The organism is Scytonema sp. UIC 10036 (assembly GCF_009725235.1).
On sequence record NZ_WJFC01000027.1, the window covers coordinates 1 to 18,348 of the forward strand.

Below are 18,348 nucleotides of genomic sequence, written 5' to 3' on the forward strand. Positions count from 1 at the left end.
CCCTCCTATGGCGCATTCGCGCCACGCACACGGTTCAGGGCTGGCTCCCCAACCTACGTGTTTTCGTATTTTTAGGCAAAACCGACAAGTATTGACTCAATATCTTCTCAAAAACGAAAAATTCCCTGAGAATGAGAACTGGAGGCAAATACCAAGGTTGGGTGCAATGTTTGTCAAGTCATACCATCGCAGTCTCCGATGCTACTCAGCCTTCAAAATTGTACCAGCCGATTGTCGAAGCCCAAGATTGGATCAAAACTGCCGACGGCATGATTATGTTAGTTGCCTCTGCTCCCCAAGCTATATCGTCTGCTTACACTACCTCAAAGATATGTCAAGTTACTCAATAACAAAAAAAAATTATCTATCTGGAGAGATATTTTAAGACTTTTCTTTTTGTCTTTTTAGATTTTGATTATCCTTTATGGGAAAATAATTATCAGGAATTTCAGTGGTGTCCATTTTATAAAGCAAATTGCAATTTAATGTTCTACCCTTTTTGGGAATTTATCTAAATATACAAAATATTTTTTAAGGAGAAAATTTTATGGCAACTATCAACGGAACCAATAACGACGATTGGATCATCTACCAAGTTTCTGAGAACCCGATCGCTGATGGTTATGGTGACAATGACTATCTTTGGAATGCTAGCGGTGGTAATGATGATTTGTACGGTGGTGATGACAATGATACATTTTTAAATCAGTACGGCAATAATTACCTTTCTGCTGGTGGTAATAGTTTTGATTCTCTTCTTGAAGTGTTTCGTAACGCTATCCTTGATGGCGGTGCTCTTTCAGATATTTTAATAGGTGATGTAGGCAATAATTACCTTCGTGCTGGTAATCTTATTGACGATCTTAATGGAGGGTTTGGCAACGATATCCTTGATGGCGGTGCTCTTTCAGATACTGTTGGTGATGTAGGCAATAATTACCTTCGTGCTGGTGGTATTGGTATTGATTCTCTTCTTGAAGCGTTTCGTAACGCCATCTTTAATGGTGGTGCTCTTTCAGATACTGTTGGTGATGTAGGCAATAATTATCTTCGTGCTGGTGGTCTTATTGATTATCCTAATGGAGGGTTTGGTAACAACATCCTTGATGGCGGTGCTCTTTGAGATACTTTAATTGGTGATGTAGGCGCTGATAAATTCTACTTCTACTCCAGGTTTGACGGTGAAAATACTTGCTGGGTGCTTTCTATAGATAACGGCTAGAAGTTAACTTTATCGTGTTTTTAACGACTAGGCAGAAGGTAAGGGACTTCCAATTAAAAAATTATCCCATCGTAGGGGCGCAAGGCATTGCGCCCCTACACGTTTATTTTGGATTTGGGATAATTTATTTTTTGGTGTTCCCTAACAGCTTCTCTATCTTCGCCTTTCAACCGTAAAAAAAGCTGATTTGGTGTATATATAGCCACGGTATAATTAGTATTTCTCGAAATTTAACTAATTTTTATTGTTAAAAATTTTACTATTCATTGTTGAATGTTAGAAAATTTACGGTTGAAGGTTGACCTTTTGAAAGGTCATCTTAGTGTATTGGGCTTTTCCTATCCAAATTGAAAAACCCCTTAAGGAAGGTACATTATGGCGCAAGGTGCTGGAAGTTTGCTCATTGTGGACGATCAACCTGACAATTTGCGGTTACTGGCGTCTATTTTGAGTAAGCAAGGATACAAGATTAGGAAGGCATTAAATGGAGCCACCGCACTGGAGTCGGCTCAAATTCAACCACCTGACTTGATTTTGCTGGATGTGAAAATGCCGCAAATGGACGGCTATGAGGTGTGTTCGGCTTTGAAGTCTATGCCCCAAACCTGTGACATTCCCGTGATTTTCCTTAGTGCTATGGATAGCACGGCAGATAAGGTAAAAGCGTTTACCGTAGGAGGTGCAGACTACATCACAAAGCCCTTTGAGGGTGAAGAGGTGTTAGCGCGAGTTAGGCAACAACTCACGCTCCAGTTCCAAAAGCAACAACTCCAACAAGAGATCCAAGAGCGAAAACAGGCACAAGCAGAAACTCAACTGTTATTAACCACCATTGAGGCAGTGAGCGAGGCATTAGATTTTGAGGCAGCTCTGAGTGCAATGCTGTGCTCCGTAAGACAGGCGATCGCTTGGGACTACAGCGAAGCTTGGACTCCAACCCCTGATGGGACAGCATTTTACTTAAACCAAACTTGTTACAATCCAAAAGATTTACAACTGCAACACTTTGTTGAAGTCAGCCAGTCTCACACTTTTGCAAGCAATGTGGGTTTGCCGGGTAGAGTCTGGGCATCCCAGCAACCAGAGTGGATTGTTGATGTTTCTCAAATGAACGTTTCCGTATTTTTACGAAGGCAAGATGTTATTGCAGCAGGGCTAAAAGCGGCTTTTGCAGTGCCGATCGTCCTGGATGGGCAAGTCTTGGCAGTGATAGTGTTCTTCAAACGGAGGCAAAACGAGTTTGACGCCAAGTTAGTTCAACTCGTGAGTGCGATCGCCCTACAATTAGGTGGGTTTATGCAGCGCAAGCAGGCAGAGGAAAACCTCAGACAGGCAAATCAAGAATTGCAGCGTCTGGCGAACCTTGATGGATTGACTCAAATTGCCAATCGCCGCTATTTTGATGAAGTTTTACAACAGGAATGGAAGCGGCTTGTGCAAGAACAAGCTCCGCTCTCAATCATTTTATGCGATATCGACTTTTTCAAACTCTACAACGACCACTACGGACACCAAGCAGGAGATGATTGTTTGAAACAAGTGGCTCAAGCGATCGATGACAGCGTTCGTTATTCGGAAGGCTTGGTGGCTCGGTATGGTGGGGAAGAGTTTGCCGTTATCCTTCCGAATAAAACAACTGAAGGGGCACTTCATATTGCAACGCAAATTCAGGTAACACTAGCAAATTTAAAAATTCTTCATGCTCGCTCTGAGGTTAGTAGTCTTGTAACTCTAAGTATAGGTGTTGCCACTTTAATTCTGAAACCTGAATCATCTCCCCTCAATCTGATTGCAGTAGCAGATCGAGCATTGTATACCGCAAAAGCTGAGGGGCGTAATCGGTACTGTTCCTACAAACAGCCTTGCCTCAGTTCTTTGATTGGTAACACCCTTGACTCAATGGAGAAACCAGATACAGTCTTTACCTGATTCAGCTGTATTTTTGATGGCAATCGCTCGATATGAAAATCCGCTTATAAGCTATCTTCGATTGTTAATTATTTTCTCATTATATATTTAGTTCATTATTTTCTCTATCACATTTGGGAATATATCGAAAACGGTTTAGAACTAGACTTTCCAACAATTATCAACACTTGTAGGGGCGCGGCAGCCTTGCGCCCCTACAAATGCTGTGAACCCATTCTGAAAAAGAACAGTTCTTATACCAATTCTCTATGAAGCTGCACATTATTTTTACCCCTCCCAGCCTCCCCTTGGTAAGGGGAGGTGCCGTAGGCGGTGGGGTTCTTTGTATGCATCTTCATATGAAAACGGTATTAGGCGTTCATAGTATATTAATGATAAGTTGCAATTGAATTTGGATATAACCTCACTTGATGCCTACTAGCTTTTAGGCGTGCATTTAATGTTATATAGCAATCCTATTTGAGATCCAAACAAGGGAGACAAGGAAGACAAGGAGGACAAGGAAGAGGTGTTTGTAAATCATTTAGGACTGCTATATTTGTTAAATTTTCCAGATCTAGTTCCCAACTCTTGCGTCACCACAAGTTGCTCAAAACCTGTTTGAGGTTTAATTGAAAGAGAATAATATCCCTCTAAAACCTTTTGCGACAAACCGCAGGGACAAGAGTCACACTTGAGACAGGTTCATGCTAAATATCATCACAAACTTCTTTAGTTCTAGCAGTTTTATCCCTCACGGTCACTGCTACCTCTGGAAACCAGCGCTAGTCTGGCTTCATATCCTTTCAGACTCCCTAACTGCTGTTGCCTACTACTCAATTCCGGTGACGCTGTTCTACTTTGTTCGCAAACGACAAGACTTGCCGTTTAACTGGATATTTTTGCTGTTTGCCAGCTTTATTACTGCTTGTGGCACGACGCATTGGCTGGAGGTGTGGACGCTATGGCATCCAGTATACTGGGTATCAGGAACAGTGAAAGGCGGCACGGCTCTGGTTTCGCTGTGTACAGCAATTATGTTGGTGTTGCTAGTACCAAAGGCATTGTCTTTGCCTAGCCCAGCCCAACTTGAAGCGGTTAACCGCGATTTGAGGCGTGAGATTGGTGAGCGCCGGCGAGCTGAAGCAGATTTACTTGAGAGCCAGCACCAGTTAAACCTAGCATTTGAACGCCTGCAACAGGAACTCTTTAAACGAGAAAAAGCAGAGCGACAGTTACAGGAGACCCTAATGTTACAAAAGGCAATCCTTAACAGTGCAAACTACAGCATGATTTCAACAACGGTAGACGGTACAATCACAAGTTTTAATGCCGGTGCTGAAAAAATGCTCGGTTACACAGCTGCAGAAGCGATTGGCAAAATGACTCCTGCCATTTTTCACGATTGTTTTGAGGTAATTGCTCGTGCGCGGGAGCTCTCTCAGGAATTAGGAGTACCGATTGAAGCGGGATTTGAAGTCTTGGTTGCTAAAGCCAAGCGGTTTGAGGTTTCTGAATGTGAGTGCTGTTACATTCGTAAGGATGGCTCTCGGTTTCCGGTATTGCTTTCGGTGACAGCATTAAGCGATAGTGAAGGAACTTTAACCGGATTTTTAGCTATTGGCAGCGATATCACTGCTCGCAAGCATATTGAAAACGAATGCAAACAAATTGAGGTGGCTTTACGAAATAGTGAAGAGCAGTTTCGCCATGCCTTTGAAGATGCATCGATTGGGATGGCGATCGTGTCGCTTGACGGACGGTGGGTAAAAGTCAATCCTGCGTTGTGCCGGATTGTTGGCTATCTTAAAGAAGAGTTATTAGCGTTAACCTTCCAAGACATTACCCATCCTGATGATTTAGAAGTAGATCTCAATTACGTGCATCAGCTCTTAGCAGGCGAAATTTTCACCTATCAGATGGAGAAACGATACTTTCACAAACAGGGGCATACTATTTGGATTCTTCTCAATGGATCGCTGGTACGAGATAAGCAGGGAAATCCTTTGCATTTTATTTCTCAAATTCAAGACATTACAAACTTAAAACGTGCTGAAGAATCTTTGAGAGCCAGCGAAGAACGTTGGAGATATGCTTTGGAAGGAAATGGGGATGGTTTGTGGGATTGGAATGCTCAAACGAATGAAGTTTTTTTCTCCCATCAATGGAAAGAAATGTTGGGGTGTTTGGATGATGAAATTGGAAATCAATTGAGCGAATGGGATAAGCGAGTCCATCCAGACGACAAAGAGCGGGTGTATGCCGAAATTGAAAGACACTTCCAGGGTGAAGTCCCCCAATATGTGAGCGAACATCGTATCTTATGCAAAGATGGTACCTATAAGTGGATTTTAGATCGGGGCTTAGTTATGAGCCGCGATGAACAGGATCGTCCATTGCGGGTGATTGGAACTTATACCGATATCAGCGATCGTAAATGCATTGAACTGGAACTGCAACAGGCAAAAGAAGCGGCGGAGGCAGCGAACCAGTCAAAAAGTACCTTTTTGGCTTCCATGAGTCACGAGCTACGAACACCGCTGAACGTCATCTTGGGCTTTACCCAAGTACTGCGCCGTGAGCCGTCCTTATCGGTTGTTCAAAAAGAAACAATTCAAACCATTCATCGCAGTGGAGAGCACCTGCTGAGTCTGATCGAAGATATCCTAGACATTTCCAAAATTGAAGCCAACCGCACGAGTGTAGAAGAAAGCAGTTTCGATCTCTCCGATCTTCTGAGATTTTTAGAAGATATGCTGCGCCACAAAGCAGCATCTAAAAACTTACAGTTTTACTTCGAGGCTTCTCCAGGTGTTCCTCAGTTCATTACCACAGATGCTAAAAAACTGCGTCAAATCTTAATTAACTTGGTAGGCAATGCCATCAAGTTTACCGAGCAAGGGGACGTGACACTACGGGTGAAAGCAGAACCCATTCAAGAAAGCCTTTTTGAACCTTTAGAATCTTCAATGGATCGAAGCGATCGCGCAACTCTTTTAATTTTTGAAATCAAAGATACAGGTGTGGGGATTGCAGGTGATGAGATTGAGGCTGTATTCGACGCATTTGTGCAAAGCCGTTCTGGAAAAATGACTTCGGGTGGAACAGGGCTGGGGTTAACCATCAGTCGTCGATTGGCTCGTTTGATGAACGGTGACATTTCAGTTAGCAGTATCTTGGGACAAGGGAGCACGTTCTTTGTTCGTCTTCCCATTGAGATTGCTTTAGCTGGAAGTGTTCCTTCTCCTAAACAAGAGCGACAACTCATTGGGTTAGTTCCCAGCCAACCCACGTACCGCATTCTGATTGTGGACGATCGCGCCGAAAACCGCTTGCTTTTAACGACGCTGATGACTCAGTTAGGAATGGAGATCCGAGAAGCAACCAACGGACAGGAAGCCATTGCCTTTTGGCAACAGTGGCAACCGCATTTGATCTGGATGGATATCCAAATGCCCGTGTTGAATGGATATGAAGCGACTCAACAGATTCGCTCTCTTTCTACAGAACAATCCCCAATCATCATTGCACTGACAGCTCAGGCATCAATAAGCGATCGCACTCTAGCCTTTGCCTCTGGTTGCAACGATTTTGTCATCAAACCCTTTAATGAAAACCTTGTCTGCGAAAAGATGGAAAAGTATTTAAACCTGCAATTTGTCTATGCAGACACTCAAGAGCGATCGGATGCCCATTCCGTAACAACCACTCAAAACACCTTTACTGTGCTGACACCACAGAGCTTTTCTGTGATGAGTGCCGATTGGCTTGCCGCGCTGTATACTGCTGCCCAAATTGGCGATGAAGAAGAAATTGAGCAACTTCTTCAGGACATTCCAGACTCTCATGCTCCCTTAGCAAACCAACTAAGGCAACTTGCCCGTGATTACCAGTTTGGACAAATTAAACTCCTGTTACGAGAAAACTGCCACCCAGAAGCTCTTCGTACTGCTCCTGAGACATCCGCATGGCTCATTTGAGTTAGTGGAGTTCAAGGAAGCTATGGTTAGCACAGAATAAGGGTTTTCTCATGTTTTTTTCATAATACTTTAATGTAATTAAAGTAATTTTTTCCATTTTAAAATGATGACACCATTGAAATTTAAAAGTCAGTAACAGATTATAGGGATGGGACGCAATCCCAAATACACAATCAAAACTTGGAGTAGATTGAACATGGCTAAGATTAAAATTTCTCAACTGCAAACTGTTGATACTGCCTCTATTCAAGAGTTAACAAATGCTGAGATTCATACAACAAAGGGTGGAATTGCTGGTCTCCCCTTTGATGTTTTGGGTGTTGTTAGTGGGGCTAGTGGTGTAGCACTGGATGCCGTTAGTGGAGCGTCTTCTGGCGTTCAAAAATATCTGTCTGAGGATTTACCAAAAAGTTTAGGATTGGCTTAGGCTTGGGTGCCTAAGCCAGGAAATGAAAAGTACTGACAAATTAAAGTAAGGCAGTACATTTCGGATAATTAAGCGATTGTTAACCCGCTTTTCTTTATGAGAGCGGGTTTTGTTTGGGTAATTCTTTAAACTATATTAACTGAGAAAAATCGAAAATGATATCGAGGGAAAATGTTTTTAGATGTTTTTCGGATGATAATGTAAATATTTAAAGACATAAGTGTTTTCATTATAGTTCACGTACTTGCCAAATGTATTGCGTAGGTTGGGTTGAGGAACGAAACCCAACCTACGCTCTTCTTAATGTTTACTTTATAAATCATCTCTAAAGCGCTCCGAAGGGTGTAATTTGCTTATCTGCTTGCTTGCACCTTAAATTCCCCAGACAAAAGTTTTATTATTTACATATTTATTTTTTTCTAAGTATTTTAACAGATGCACTATCCCCTCAATTGCCTGGACAAAGGAAATTATGTGTAAATATTTCTGAAATTCATGATTTTACTTATAAATACTGATTTTTTCAGAAAAATATGTATATTTATAAACAATAGTAAATACTATGGTGTCAAATTTTAGTTTTTGTGCCAGACTCTAACAAATGGGGGTAAGTCTGAGTGTTTGCCCTTTTATACACAGTTAAGCGCAATGTAAAAATAACTCTATGATTGACATCCTAGCCGCACTATCTGCATCTGCGGCGGCAGGAATTAGAATAGCCCTGCCCCTGCTTTTTATTGGACTACTGCAAGGTAAAAACCTTTGGTCAGGTGTTCCAATCCTGTCTCATGTTTCGACACCGTTCTTGCTGTTCTCGCTGACAAGTTGGTCAGTAGTTGAGATATTTGCCTCGAAAAAACTATTAGGGCAGCGAGTGCTACAAGTATTTCATTTATTACTTGCCCCATTTGTTGGAGCAATTATGGGGTTAGCCGTTGCTAATGCGACAGCAACACCAAATTGGTTGATTGCTCTTATTGGCGGTTCATTAGCCTTCGTGCTTCAACTCGTTCAAATTGGTTGGTTTTACCGATTGAAAGGCATACCACTATGGGCAGTCTTTATTCAAGATGCTTTATGCGTTGCATTAGTATTTTTTGCCTTAGATGCTCCCACACAAGGTGGATTAATTGCTTTGATTCTTTTATGGTTTGCTGTTCGTAGTGCTCGGATTTGGTATCGTTGGTATCGCAAACGACTCATCAATGGCTCCTAGCGCTAACAGAGTTGTCCTTTGAGCCTCAGTCAAACCAGTTACTCTTAAAACGTACAAGCAATTTCCTGTTTGAACATCCCAAATCCTTGCTCTAAGTTTGACAATGTCTGAAATTGCTGAAAAGCTTTTTTTTAAAGTGTTTATAGTACTTTACATAAGTTTATATAGTTTGGTTTAATTGTGCCTACCTACTTACAATGATGTGGGTGTAAATAGCAAATTGACTCTTTGGAGAGAACTGTTTATGACATCAGTGGAGCTTGAAAAAACAGGACTCAGTGATGAGCAGGTGGAGAAACTGTGGGCAGCATTTAAAGTCTTTGATGAAGATAACAGTGGTACTATCTCAACAGAGGAATTAGGACAGGTTATGCGTTCATTGGGACAGAACCCCAGTGATACAGAGTTGCGAGATATGATTAAAGAGGTAGATGTTGACTTGTCGGGTAGCATTGATTTTGAAGAGTTCAAAGCACTGATGGTGTCCAAGCAAGGCGATCGCAACAGCCGTCTGAAATTGGCGTTTAGTGTGTTTGATGAAAACGGCAGTGGCGAGATCGCTGTAGACGAAATGCGTTCCGTCATGAGTAAGTTTGGGTTGACAGACTCTGAACTTGATGAGATGGTCAAGGAGGTAGACCACGATGGCGATGGCTCCATTGATTTTGAGGAGTTCTGTAAACTCATGCCAAACGAGTCGGAGGTAGCAACTGGCTATAAGGACTCACCAATTCCAACTACCAAAAGCTCACTGACTAGGAATGCAACCACTGCTCCTCCTGAGCCTAATATACAAGAGGCAATCGCTCTTGACAGTTCTGAAGTTCCACAAATGCAAGAGCTACTCACCCAAAGTCCGGCTAGTACACAAAGGTGCGGTACATCCCGTTTGCATATGCAAATTGGGCTGTTTCGTCTGATTCAAGGAGCAGCTTATCGTTGCTTTCGAGAAAGTTTTTCAGCCAATCACGAGACTCATCTACGCGTAAGAAATCTGCCCTATAGAATTACAGATTTTGTGCAGTTTGTCAAGACGGCCATTGAGTTTTATAAGGGGTTAGGTGTGGTGGAACAAGCCTGCTATCCCGTATTGGATGAAGTGGTTAAATCAATCGCGAGTGAGTATGCTCGCTTAGAAGAGCGTATCAAAAACTGGAAGACAGTGGAAAAGACAACAGAGATGTTGGCAGAGGAAAAAGCGATGTTAGAAGCGCGAGGGAAATCTGCTAGTGTCAAACAGAAGTTTGCTGCGGGTGTCGAATTTGCTATCACATTGAAGAAAAAACATTTCAGCTTGCGTGATATTGCAGAAGGCGTGCTTGCTATCAACGAACTCAATCGACTGAGGAATATGGATCTGAATGAGGAGATGGCTCCTCCACCAACTCAATTAGGAGAAGATCCTTATGAGTACCTGAAAAAGTGGAATCGTGTCATTCTCTCAAATGCCTCAGAGGAGGTAGATGGTGCGATGATGCCAGTGGCATATTGGTATGAGGATTTCATGCCAAAGTTACTGGCTGCGTTTAGTGTCAGTACAGAAGATAATATTCAATGTAATACAGTACCTGATGAAGCAGCTTTAAACAAGTGGTACGAGACTACCAAAGCTGCAGGAGAGTTCGAGCGCTATGGGGCAGATGTTGCAGCAGGCTTTCCAAAATGTACTCCAAAACAGAAGCTCATACTTCAGCAAGCGTGGCGTCTTACACACCACTACCTTAATGGGGTACAAAAGCGTCGCGAACGCTTGGAATTTGGGCGTGAGTCAGGGGCGCTTTCACAATACGTTTCATTTATTGACATATATTTAGGTCGAAATGATGTGAAGAATGCACAAATGCGTGTCAGCTTTCCATACTACCTCGGTCCTGCAGTATGGCGCTTCTTCCACACTACAGCAGAGATAGTTTGTACTAAAACAACCGATCGACAAAAATCTCTGGTGAAAGTCTTTGAAGACTTTTTCCGTCTGTTTGCTAGCCTGTATCCCTGTCCTTACTGTCGTCACCACCTTAATATGTATGTTGTCCAAAACAAGGAAGTGGAGATGTACCCTGTGGAGTACCTTTTGCTTGGACGCGATCCACAGCTAACGAATTTTGAAGTGTCATTAGATGCAAAATTATCCTGCGTTGTCGATGGTCCTTCTCTTCGTCTATTCTTCTGGAAACTACACAATACCGTTTCTTCCTCTATTGCTCGTTCAGAGGAGTGGTACCATAAAGATGAAAAAGCATTTTATACTACCCGCTATTGGCCCAGCCTGGATTCCGAGTTAGCAAAAGCAAAAGCACTCAAACATCATAGTATTGCTTGCGATCGCATTTACCGTCTTTATGGTACTTTAAAATCAGCATCACGCCTGGTAGGAGTCAGAACAACTTTGCAAAAGCTGTTGTCCAAGGGTGATGAAGAAGGTATTAGAGAGGCATGCTTAATTGCACAAGACTATATCAAGGATTTAGAGGAAGCTGTCATTAGTAGCAACTTCTTACAAGAAACTTACTACTTTGACCCCGAACTTGTCGATCGAACCCCATACTTTTCTCCCGAAGAAGAGGCGTTTGCACGCAGTGGTGTGTTTGTTGAACTTGCCTAACCGTTTTCTACAGTCATGCCGAAGGGTTAATTAGCTCGAGCGGTAATTGGTAACTATTAATTTGGTAATGGGTAATCTCTCATCTACTCATTACCTATTCCCATTTTTTACTTTTAACCATATTAATTTTTATGACAATTAAATAAAGAGCTTGCACACTCCAGAGATAATTTACTCAAATTTCTGACTTTTCTTATATTTCTGACGTTTCTGACGTTTCTGACTTTACAGACAGCGAAGCCGCAGGCATTGCTCTACTGACTGTACCTATAAGTTAAACAAAATTTTTAGCGAGAGTATATTTAAGGATACTATATACATATGCTAAAAATTATCTATCAGAGAAAATTATATGGTGTAGCTGTTAGCCACAATGAGTGGTCAGCCTATGCCAATAAAATGCGATCGCAGTAGTAAAACACTAAAATTTACCGTGATTGTGGAACATTAATCTTTGACTACGCCCATAAAACTTCAAATCTTTAAAAATTTGAAAAAACGTTCCATTTAAGTAATTGAGATGATATTTCATAAATTCTTCATTGAGAGTTCATCGTTCTTAAGTATGAACTCTGTTATAAATTGTGAGGTAGATAACCTTATGAGTTAACTCGTTTGAGAAGGGCAAACAGATACTCTCTATCAAAGGAAGCTGGGGGACAGCTTACCTTAGTATCCCTTCATTATATGTCTGCTACCAAATATGAGTGCTTCTAGGCAATATGCCTACTTTGTCCATTTTTGAAGATAAAAATGACAAAGTACCCTCTAGTTTCAGGTACTTGATTCTAAAAATATCTGGTTTGTTAAATCATTACCGTATATAAAGTAATCGAGCAAGCCAACTATTCAAATTTTCTCCAATATATTAATTTAGGGGTGGAATTGAGAAACCACCCAGGCGGGGCAGAAAAATTTGTCTACCTCATAAGAGTTATATTTAACGCAAGTAAATACCTCCATATCATCCCTCTTTGCCTAATGATGCCAAAATATTTTTTATTAGGATTTATGCCCTTAAGTATATTCGTGCCTATTCTTTTGGGCTTTAGTTCTACTACTTGTACTCAGTCTAAATTACGGTTTCCAAACAATGATTGGCAAAAGCAGATCGTGTTTCAAGAGACTTTTGAACCTCCAGGAGACGGAGAACCAAAAGATACCGCTGGTGCTGGTTCCCGCAAGGGGTTGAGTTGTTTTCCAAATGAACAGTCTATGAAAACGTTAATTAGGTGGCAGCGTATCTGTACCCAAAAACTTACAGCATTAAAATTTATTAATGATAGTGCTAATGGCTAATGGCTAATAGCTAATGGCTAATGGCTAATGGCTAATAGCTAATGAAGAACTATCAACGGAGGATGCACAATTAGCAATTAGCAACAAGAGATTTTACAAATTTCTAAGAATTTTCTCAATAAAAGCTTGATTTTCTTTACTTTCTGCTTGCTTGAGATACTCAATAGCAATTTGTCCTTCGACTGGTTGATCCTTGGAGAGTGTAACTAATAATTTTACTGTTTCACGCAGTTGTATCTTCTCCAAGTATTTGCTAACACAAATTTGTACGCAAACGGCGGCAACAATGACTCCAATCAGTGGAGGGACAACAGGAATCCACCAACCTTTTAAAAAAGCGAGAAAACTAACTGCTATCATTCCTCCACTTGCGCTCACAAGAAGAAGTACCATATTTCTCAGTGTTTTAGCCTGCCAACTGAATACTGCTCCGACTCCAGACCATAACAGAATCCAAAGCCATTCAATCGGTTCAGACCAAACTTTTAGCATTGGTCGTCCATCCAAAGCAGCACTCAGAATTTGACTAACAATATTTGCGTGCAATGTGACTCCTGCCATCCGATATGGAGGATCGAATATGCGACTGCTGTAAGGTGTTTGAAACATATCATTAGTGCTTTCTGCTGTTAAGCCAATCAGCACAACCCGATTGTAAATTTTATCTTGTGGAATACGCTTAGCTAACAAATCTGTGAAAGAAAATATTTGGAATTGTTTTTCAGTTCCATAAAAGTTCTGTAAGATTTGATAGCCTCCGGCATCATTACGGACGTAGCCACCATCATTTGGTCTAAAGGGAACAAGCACGGTTTTTCCCAACTGAATGTAATGCGGTAATCTGGGAAGAGGTTTGGGCGCAATCCCTTCAGCTTTTAAATAAAGTAATGCCAGTCGCAAGCCCAGATTGAAACGCAAACCAGCTTTGTGAGAGCGAACTGAAAGTAAGGCGCGACGCACTTTGCCGTCTCCATCCAACACCTGATCCGACATTCCCACCTGACCTAACTTTGACAAAACAGTAGGTGGGTCAACTTTACTTCCTACAACTTTTTCAATACCAATTAAATTTGAAGTCGTTTTATAAAGTTCTACTAGCTCTTTATGTCCCGGTTCCACGGGTAAATCTCTATACAAGTCCAGACCGATAGCTCTGGGTTTATAGCTTTTTAAAGTTTGGAGTGTTTGAGCTAGTACCCGATCTGAAATTGGATAATGACCCGCTGCTTTGATATCTAACTCATCAATCGCAATTATCACAATACGAGGATCGATCGCCGCCGGAAAACGTGATTGGAAAAAGTTATCTAATGTTGCCCATTCCATACCCTGTAACAAACCAGTCAAACGCAAAAGAATGACTGAGCCAGCAACACCTCCTGCAATTCTTGCAATCCACGCTTTCCGTAAATTTATGTTTTGGGCGTACTGTTTGGCAACTCTCCGCGCATCAGCCAAGATGTTATATGCTTGTTTTGCCGCTTGTAGGGCAAATTTCGCCTTTTCTCGCTCAGCTTGTCTCGCTTGTTTCTCGAAAGCCAGAGATTTTTCAAGTTCTTGTTTTGCTAGTTCTTGACTAGCAGCCAAAAAACGGTAATCTGTGTCGCTGAGCTTTTTATCTTCAGCCCAAGCCAGTGCTTCTTGTAATGCCTTGCCTCGGAGAAGTTGTGACTCGTCTTGCTGTTCGGAAGCAACCCAAGCTTTCAAGTTTTGTGCATAAGGACGCATATTCTCCAGTTGTTTGGCAACCCATTCCTGATTAAATATAGCTTTGTAAATAGGATTTTTTACCTTTAGTTTTCCCTGTTTGCGGACAACTAAACCTGACAACTGTAGTTCTATATGTTCTCGGCTATCCTCTATTGGTATATTCTCTCCAGCAAGTATTTGTTGATAAATATTCAACAAGCGTCCTGCTGTTTTTTCACTGGCTAAGAGGCGATCGCGAATCGTCCTGAAATGCTGAGGTTCATCTTGAAATTCCCACTTCTCAACCATCTGCGATTTGACAACACTTTCTACCCAAAAAGCTTCTGCACCTCGCGGAATCGTTAAACCACCACTCACAGCTTCTTGACTAAAACTTTGTATTAAATAACACAATTTTTGAGTAAGAAAGGGCTGTCCTCCTGTCCAAGCTAAAATTTCTTTAAGAATGACAGGCACTTGTGCAGATGCGCCAGCCATATTCTCTACAAGCAATCCCTCTGCTAAAGGTTGAACTTGCTCTAGAGAAAGATCTTGCAGTTCTACAGCTTTACCAAGATTAAACGGAGTGCGCTTTTTATCTTGAATCAAATCTGAAGGTGTTGCTACGCCGAAGAGCGCAAACGTAATACGTTGATATTTTGGATCGATAGCTCTTTGGTTGTAGCAAAACCGAATCAGGGCAAAAAAGTCATCTACTGAAAAATCAAGACTGAGAATGCTGTCCACTTCATCAAGAAAAATAACAAGTTTTTCTGGTATATGAACCAGCAGAACATCAGAAATAAACTGACTCAACCTTTGAGGTAGAGAAATGCTTTCATGCTCTTGCCACCAGGCTTTCAAATTGACTTTTTTTGACAGCTTCAACCCAGACCATAACTCACCAACAATTCCCTTGTACCATTGAGCAGGAGTCACGGTTTCACTGCCAATATTTGTCATATCAATACTTGCACACCGGAACCCCTGTTGTTGCAAGCGATGCTTGGTTCTTACCAATAGGGATGATTTGCCCATTTGCCTGGTGTTGAGGACATAGCAAAATTCACCATTCTTGAGCGCTTCATAGAGTTCCTCATCCGCTTGTCGCTCCACATAACTTGGAGCATCACTCCTCAGACTACCACCTACTTGATATACGTAAAAGTTCATTATATAAATTATTAATTAAGATAAATTTTGCACTGTTTTACACCCAAACATACTCAGTCTCATTCCTCTTTTCTTTTATTAGAGCGTTCATTTAATTTTAGAAACTTTTCACACAATCATTCCTAATTCCTCCTGACATTTTTTTTGATACTTATGTCCATAAAGCACTTTTAAATGGTACAAATTTTACCAGAAATGGATAGAAATAACAATTTACAAGAAAACGGAATAGAGATTTTAGCAATCTGCGATCGCATTCACAATCCCTATTCTCAACCCTAAAATGGTAATAACCTCAGGGTTAAGCTTCCAGAGATAAATTTATACCGTCTTTGAAAAGGATAAAATACATCCTTTGTATTTTATCATTTGACAACAACATCTTAATATCAAGCTACCAATAGAGTTATTGCTCGCTCTTACATCCAACCAGGTTAGAACTACTGTAAAACAATAGCTAGTAAAACTGACCTTTTGGGAGAAATGTGACTTCCCAAAGATGTAAATTTGAAACTGTTGCCAGGGATGTTTAAAGTACCAGTAGGCTCTCACCTAGCATGGCTAGACTGTGAGTTGATAATGTTATCTTTATTTAGTCATATCATTTGCCGAGAAATTAGTATACTATTTTTAAAGTGTATTTAGTAAGGAATTTAATTGTAAGAAAAGGGGGAAAAAGCAGGAAAAAGCAGGAAAAAAGCAGGGCAAATTGCCGAGAAAATAAGTATTGAAAGTAGTAATCGTCAGAAATGTAGTTGCTGCTTACTAAGCGTTTCCACTCCAGCACCCTAATGTATGTCCTTATGTCTCCTTCATCAGCGAAGTGCTGGTTTGAGTGTAAGAAGATACACTTTGCATTTCTCAATAAAAGTGGTATCATCTAACACAAATACCGTTGAAACCAATGACCCTCTACCAATACCAAATTGGTGGTAGCCTGACTACTGATGCACCAAGTTACGTAGAACGAAAAGCAGATTCGGAATTGTACAATGCCTTGAAAGAGGGAGACTTTTGTTACGTCCTCAACTCAAGACAGATGGGCAAATCCTCTCTGATGGTAAAAACTCGTCAGCACCTGCAGAAGCAAGGCTTTAAATGCGCTACGATAGATATGACTAATATCGGTAGTGAAAACATTACTCCATTGCAGTGGTACAAGGGAGTCGTTGCTGAATTATGTTCGGGTTTTAAGCTGTATAAAAAAATTAACTTCAAGGCTTGGTGGAGCGAGCAGGAAGGAATATCTCTACTGCAAAAGTTAAGCCGCTTTATCTCTGAAGTACTGTTAGTGGAATTCCCCGATGAAAGGCTTTTTATATTTATAGATGAAATTGACAGTATTCTCAGTCTAGACTTTTCAGTAGACGATTTTTTTGCCTTAATTCGCTACTGTTACAATCAAAGAGCTACAAACCCTGAGTATAACCGTATTACATTTGCAATCTTTGGAGTAGCAACCCCATCAGATTTAATTCAAGATAGGAATTGTACGCCATTTAACATAGGAAAAGCTATAGAGATTCACGGGTTTGAGTTATCAGAAGCACAACCATTAGTCAAAGGATTGGCAGCTATACCAGTGAACCAACCCCAAGTCATATTGAAAGAAATATTGAATTGGACTGGTGGGCAACCGTTTCTCACACAAAAGTTGTGCCAGCTGGTTGTCACTTTTATTCATGGATCTAAAACAACAGGTATATCTATATTCCCTGGCACAGAAGCTTTTTGGGTAGAAAGGGTTGTTCGAGAAAAGGTGATCGATCAATGGGAATCTCAAGACGATCCAGAACATTTACGAACAATTCGCGATCGCATCCTAGCAAATTCACACCGTGCAGGAAGACTACTTGGCATATATCAACAAATTTTGCAGGGAGAGAAAGTACCAACAGATGACAGTCACGAGCAAATCGAACTCTTGCTATCGGGTTTGGTTATCAGACAACAAGGCTATCTTCAAGTAAAGAACCGGATTTATCAAGAAGTCTTCAACTTAGAGTGGGTAGAAAAGCGATTGGGATTTCTGCGCCCGTACTCTCAAGCTTTCGATGCTTGGATTGCGTCAAGGCAAACAGATTCTTCAAGACTGTTGCGCGGACAAGCATTAATTGATGCTCAAATTTGGTCACAAGGCAAAAGCTTAAGTGACTTAGATTATCAGTTTTTAGCTGCTTCTAACGAATTAGATCGGCGAGAAATGCAACAAGTCTTAGAAGCACAGCGACTTAAAGAAGTTGAAGCCCGCCTCACAGAGGAAAGAAGAAGGTTCGCACAAGAAAAGAAAACTGCTAGAGCACAACGGTTGCTCATTGTGACATTAAGCATCGCTTTTTTGAAAACTCTCATGTTGGGAGGAGTCATTGTCTATCAGTATCAGCAAAAAGTGGTTAACAGCCACAAACATACAACGAGTATAATCAGTGACCAGTGACCAGCGCTCGGCGATCGGTCGGTAGGGCAATGTTCGCCCCACTAACCACTAACCACTAACTACTAACTAACATATTTAACAATGAGTTAAGTAATGAGAATTATTGGTTTAGAAATCTTACAATCCAAGAACCAACTCTGTTGAGATTATGAGGGTTTTATCGGATGCTAAGTACTCCGACTCTGATTGGGCTGATAATTGCAGTAATTGGTGTAGTTGCTTGGATTGGTGGCAGTCTAAGAGTTGCTAACCTCGAACTAAATCTTCAAACAACAAAGGGGCGCATCACATTTATCTTTGCTGTATTACACGTTTTCGGGGGATTGGCTATCATTATTATTGATTTATTCCTCTAATGACAATTAAGGGAGGTAGTGGTTAGAATACTACACACT

At 41.1% G+C, this 18,348-nt stretch carries 11 protein-coding genes; 10 read left to right on the plus strand and 1 reads right to left on the minus strand.

Features of this window, described 5'->3' with window-relative positions:
- Window positions 1-131 precede the first annotated feature (131 nt).
- From F7734_RS14990 to F7734_RS15025, 8 genes are all read left to right on the plus strand, one after another.
- Entirely contained in the window at window positions 132-350 is a 219-nt protein-coding gene (locus F7734_RS14990; RefSeq protein ID WP_155745464.1) for a hypothetical protein, read from the plus strand.
- 197 nt (window positions 351-547) lie between these two features.
- Complete coding sequence (locus tag F7734_RS14995; RefSeq protein ID WP_155745465.1) at window positions 548-1,123, plus strand: hypothetical protein; 576 nt, start codon at window positions 548-550, stop codon at window positions 1,121-1,123.
- A 474-nt stretch (window positions 1,124-1,597) separates the two neighbouring features.
- Window positions 1,598-3,151 (plus strand): diguanylate cyclase, encoded by a 1,554-nt coding sequence (locus tag F7734_RS15000; RefSeq protein ID WP_155745466.1) that lies wholly within the window; start codon window positions 1,598-1,600, stop codon window positions 3,149-3,151.
- A 686-nt stretch (window positions 3,152-3,837) separates the two neighbouring features.
- Window positions 3,838-7,110 carry a PAS domain-containing hybrid sensor histidine kinase/response regulator gene (locus F7734_RS15005; protein ID WP_155745467.1) on the plus strand — a complete coding sequence of 1,091 codons (3,273 nt, stop codon included), beginning with the start codon at window positions 3,838-3,840 and terminating at the stop codon, window positions 7,108-7,110.
- Between the two features lie 196 nt (window positions 7,111-7,306).
- Window positions 7,307-7,537: a hypothetical protein gene (locus F7734_RS15010; protein WP_155745468.1), complete on the plus strand. Its 231-nt coding sequence runs from the start codon at window positions 7,307-7,309 to the stop codon at window positions 7,535-7,537.
- Between the two features lie 664 nt (window positions 7,538-8,201).
- A complete protein-coding gene (locus tag F7734_RS15015; protein ID WP_155745469.1) occupies window positions 8,202-8,753 on the plus strand; it encodes a DUF4126 domain-containing protein in 552 nt (183 codons plus the stop codon).
- Window positions 8,754-8,997: 244 nt separating this feature from the next.
- Window positions 8,998-11,355, plus strand: a complete 2,358-nt coding sequence (locus F7734_RS15020) for an EF-hand domain-containing protein (protein WP_155745470.1) — start codon at window positions 8,998-9,000, stop codon at window positions 11,353-11,355.
- Between the two features lie 1,011 nt (window positions 11,356-12,366).
- Window positions 12,367-12,654: a hypothetical protein gene (locus tag F7734_RS15025; protein ID WP_155745471.1), complete on the plus strand. Its 288-nt coding sequence runs from the start codon at window positions 12,367-12,369 to the stop codon at window positions 12,652-12,654.
- 93 nt (window positions 12,655-12,747) lie between these two features.
- Here F7734_RS15025 and F7734_RS15030 read toward each other — a convergent pair whose 3' ends face one another.
- Window positions 12,748-15,516: a CHASE2 domain-containing protein gene (locus F7734_RS15030; RefSeq protein WP_155745472.1), complete on the minus strand. Its 2,769-nt coding sequence runs from the start codon at window positions 15,514-15,516 to the stop codon at window positions 12,748-12,750.
- A gap of 904 nt (window positions 15,517-16,420) precedes the next feature.
- On the opposite strand from F7734_RS15030, the gene F7734_RS15035 reads away from it, so the two are divergent.
- Together F7734_RS15035 and F7734_RS15040 are read left to right on the plus strand one after the other, a co-directional pair.
- On the plus strand, window positions 16,421-17,953 hold the full coding sequence (locus F7734_RS15035; protein WP_155745473.1) for an AAA-like domain-containing protein: 1,533 nt from the start codon (window positions 16,421-16,423) through the stop codon (window positions 17,951-17,953).
- Window positions 17,954-18,117: 164 nt separating this feature from the next.
- Window positions 18,118-18,309 carry a hypothetical protein gene (locus F7734_RS15040; RefSeq protein ID WP_155745474.1) on the plus strand — a complete coding sequence of 64 codons (192 nt, stop codon included), beginning with the start codon at window positions 18,118-18,120 and terminating at the stop codon, window positions 18,307-18,309.
- The last annotated feature ends 39 nt before the right edge of the window (window positions 18,310-18,348 follow it).

What these genes read in the sequence shown, in the direction of transcription:
- F7734_RS14995 (WP_155745465.1), top strand. Translation starts at nt 548, where the DNA reads ATGGCAACTATCAACGGAACCAATAACGACGATTGGATCATCTACCAA.
- F7734_RS15020 (WP_155745470.1), top strand. Translation starts at nt 8,998, where the DNA reads ATGACATCAGTGGAGCTTGAAAAAACAGGACTCAGTGATGAGCAGGTG.
- F7734_RS15015 (WP_155745469.1), top strand. Translation starts at nt 8,202, where the DNA reads ATGATTGACATCCTAGCCGCACTATCTGCATCTGCGGCGGCAGGAATT.
- F7734_RS15025 (WP_155745471.1), top strand. Translation starts at nt 12,367, where the DNA reads ATGCCCTTAAGTATATTCGTGCCTATTCTTTTGGGCTTTAGTTCTACT.
- F7734_RS15040 (WP_155745474.1), top strand. Translation starts at nt 18,118, where the DNA reads ATGCTAAGTACTCCGACTCTGATTGGGCTGATAATTGCAGTAATTGGT.
- F7734_RS15030 (WP_155745472.1), bottom strand. Translation starts at nt 15,516, where the DNA reads ATGAACTTTTACGTATATCAAGTAGGTGGTAGTCTGAGGAGTGATGCT.
- F7734_RS15000 (WP_155745466.1), top strand. Translation starts at nt 1,598, where the DNA reads ATGGCGCAAGGTGCTGGAAGTTTGCTCATTGTGGACGATCAACCTGAC.
- F7734_RS15005 (WP_155745467.1), top strand. Translation starts at nt 3,838, where the DNA reads ATGCTAAATATCATCACAAACTTCTTTAGTTCTAGCAGTTTTATCCCT.
- F7734_RS15035 (WP_155745473.1), top strand. Translation starts at nt 16,421, where the DNA reads ATGACCCTCTACCAATACCAAATTGGTGGTAGCCTGACTACTGATGCA.
- F7734_RS14990 (WP_155745464.1), top strand. Translation starts at nt 132, where the DNA reads ATGAGAACTGGAGGCAAATACCAAGGTTGGGTGCAATGTTTGTCAAGT.
- F7734_RS15010 (WP_155745468.1), top strand. Translation starts at nt 7,307, where the DNA reads ATGGCTAAGATTAAAATTTCTCAACTGCAAACTGTTGATACTGCCTCT.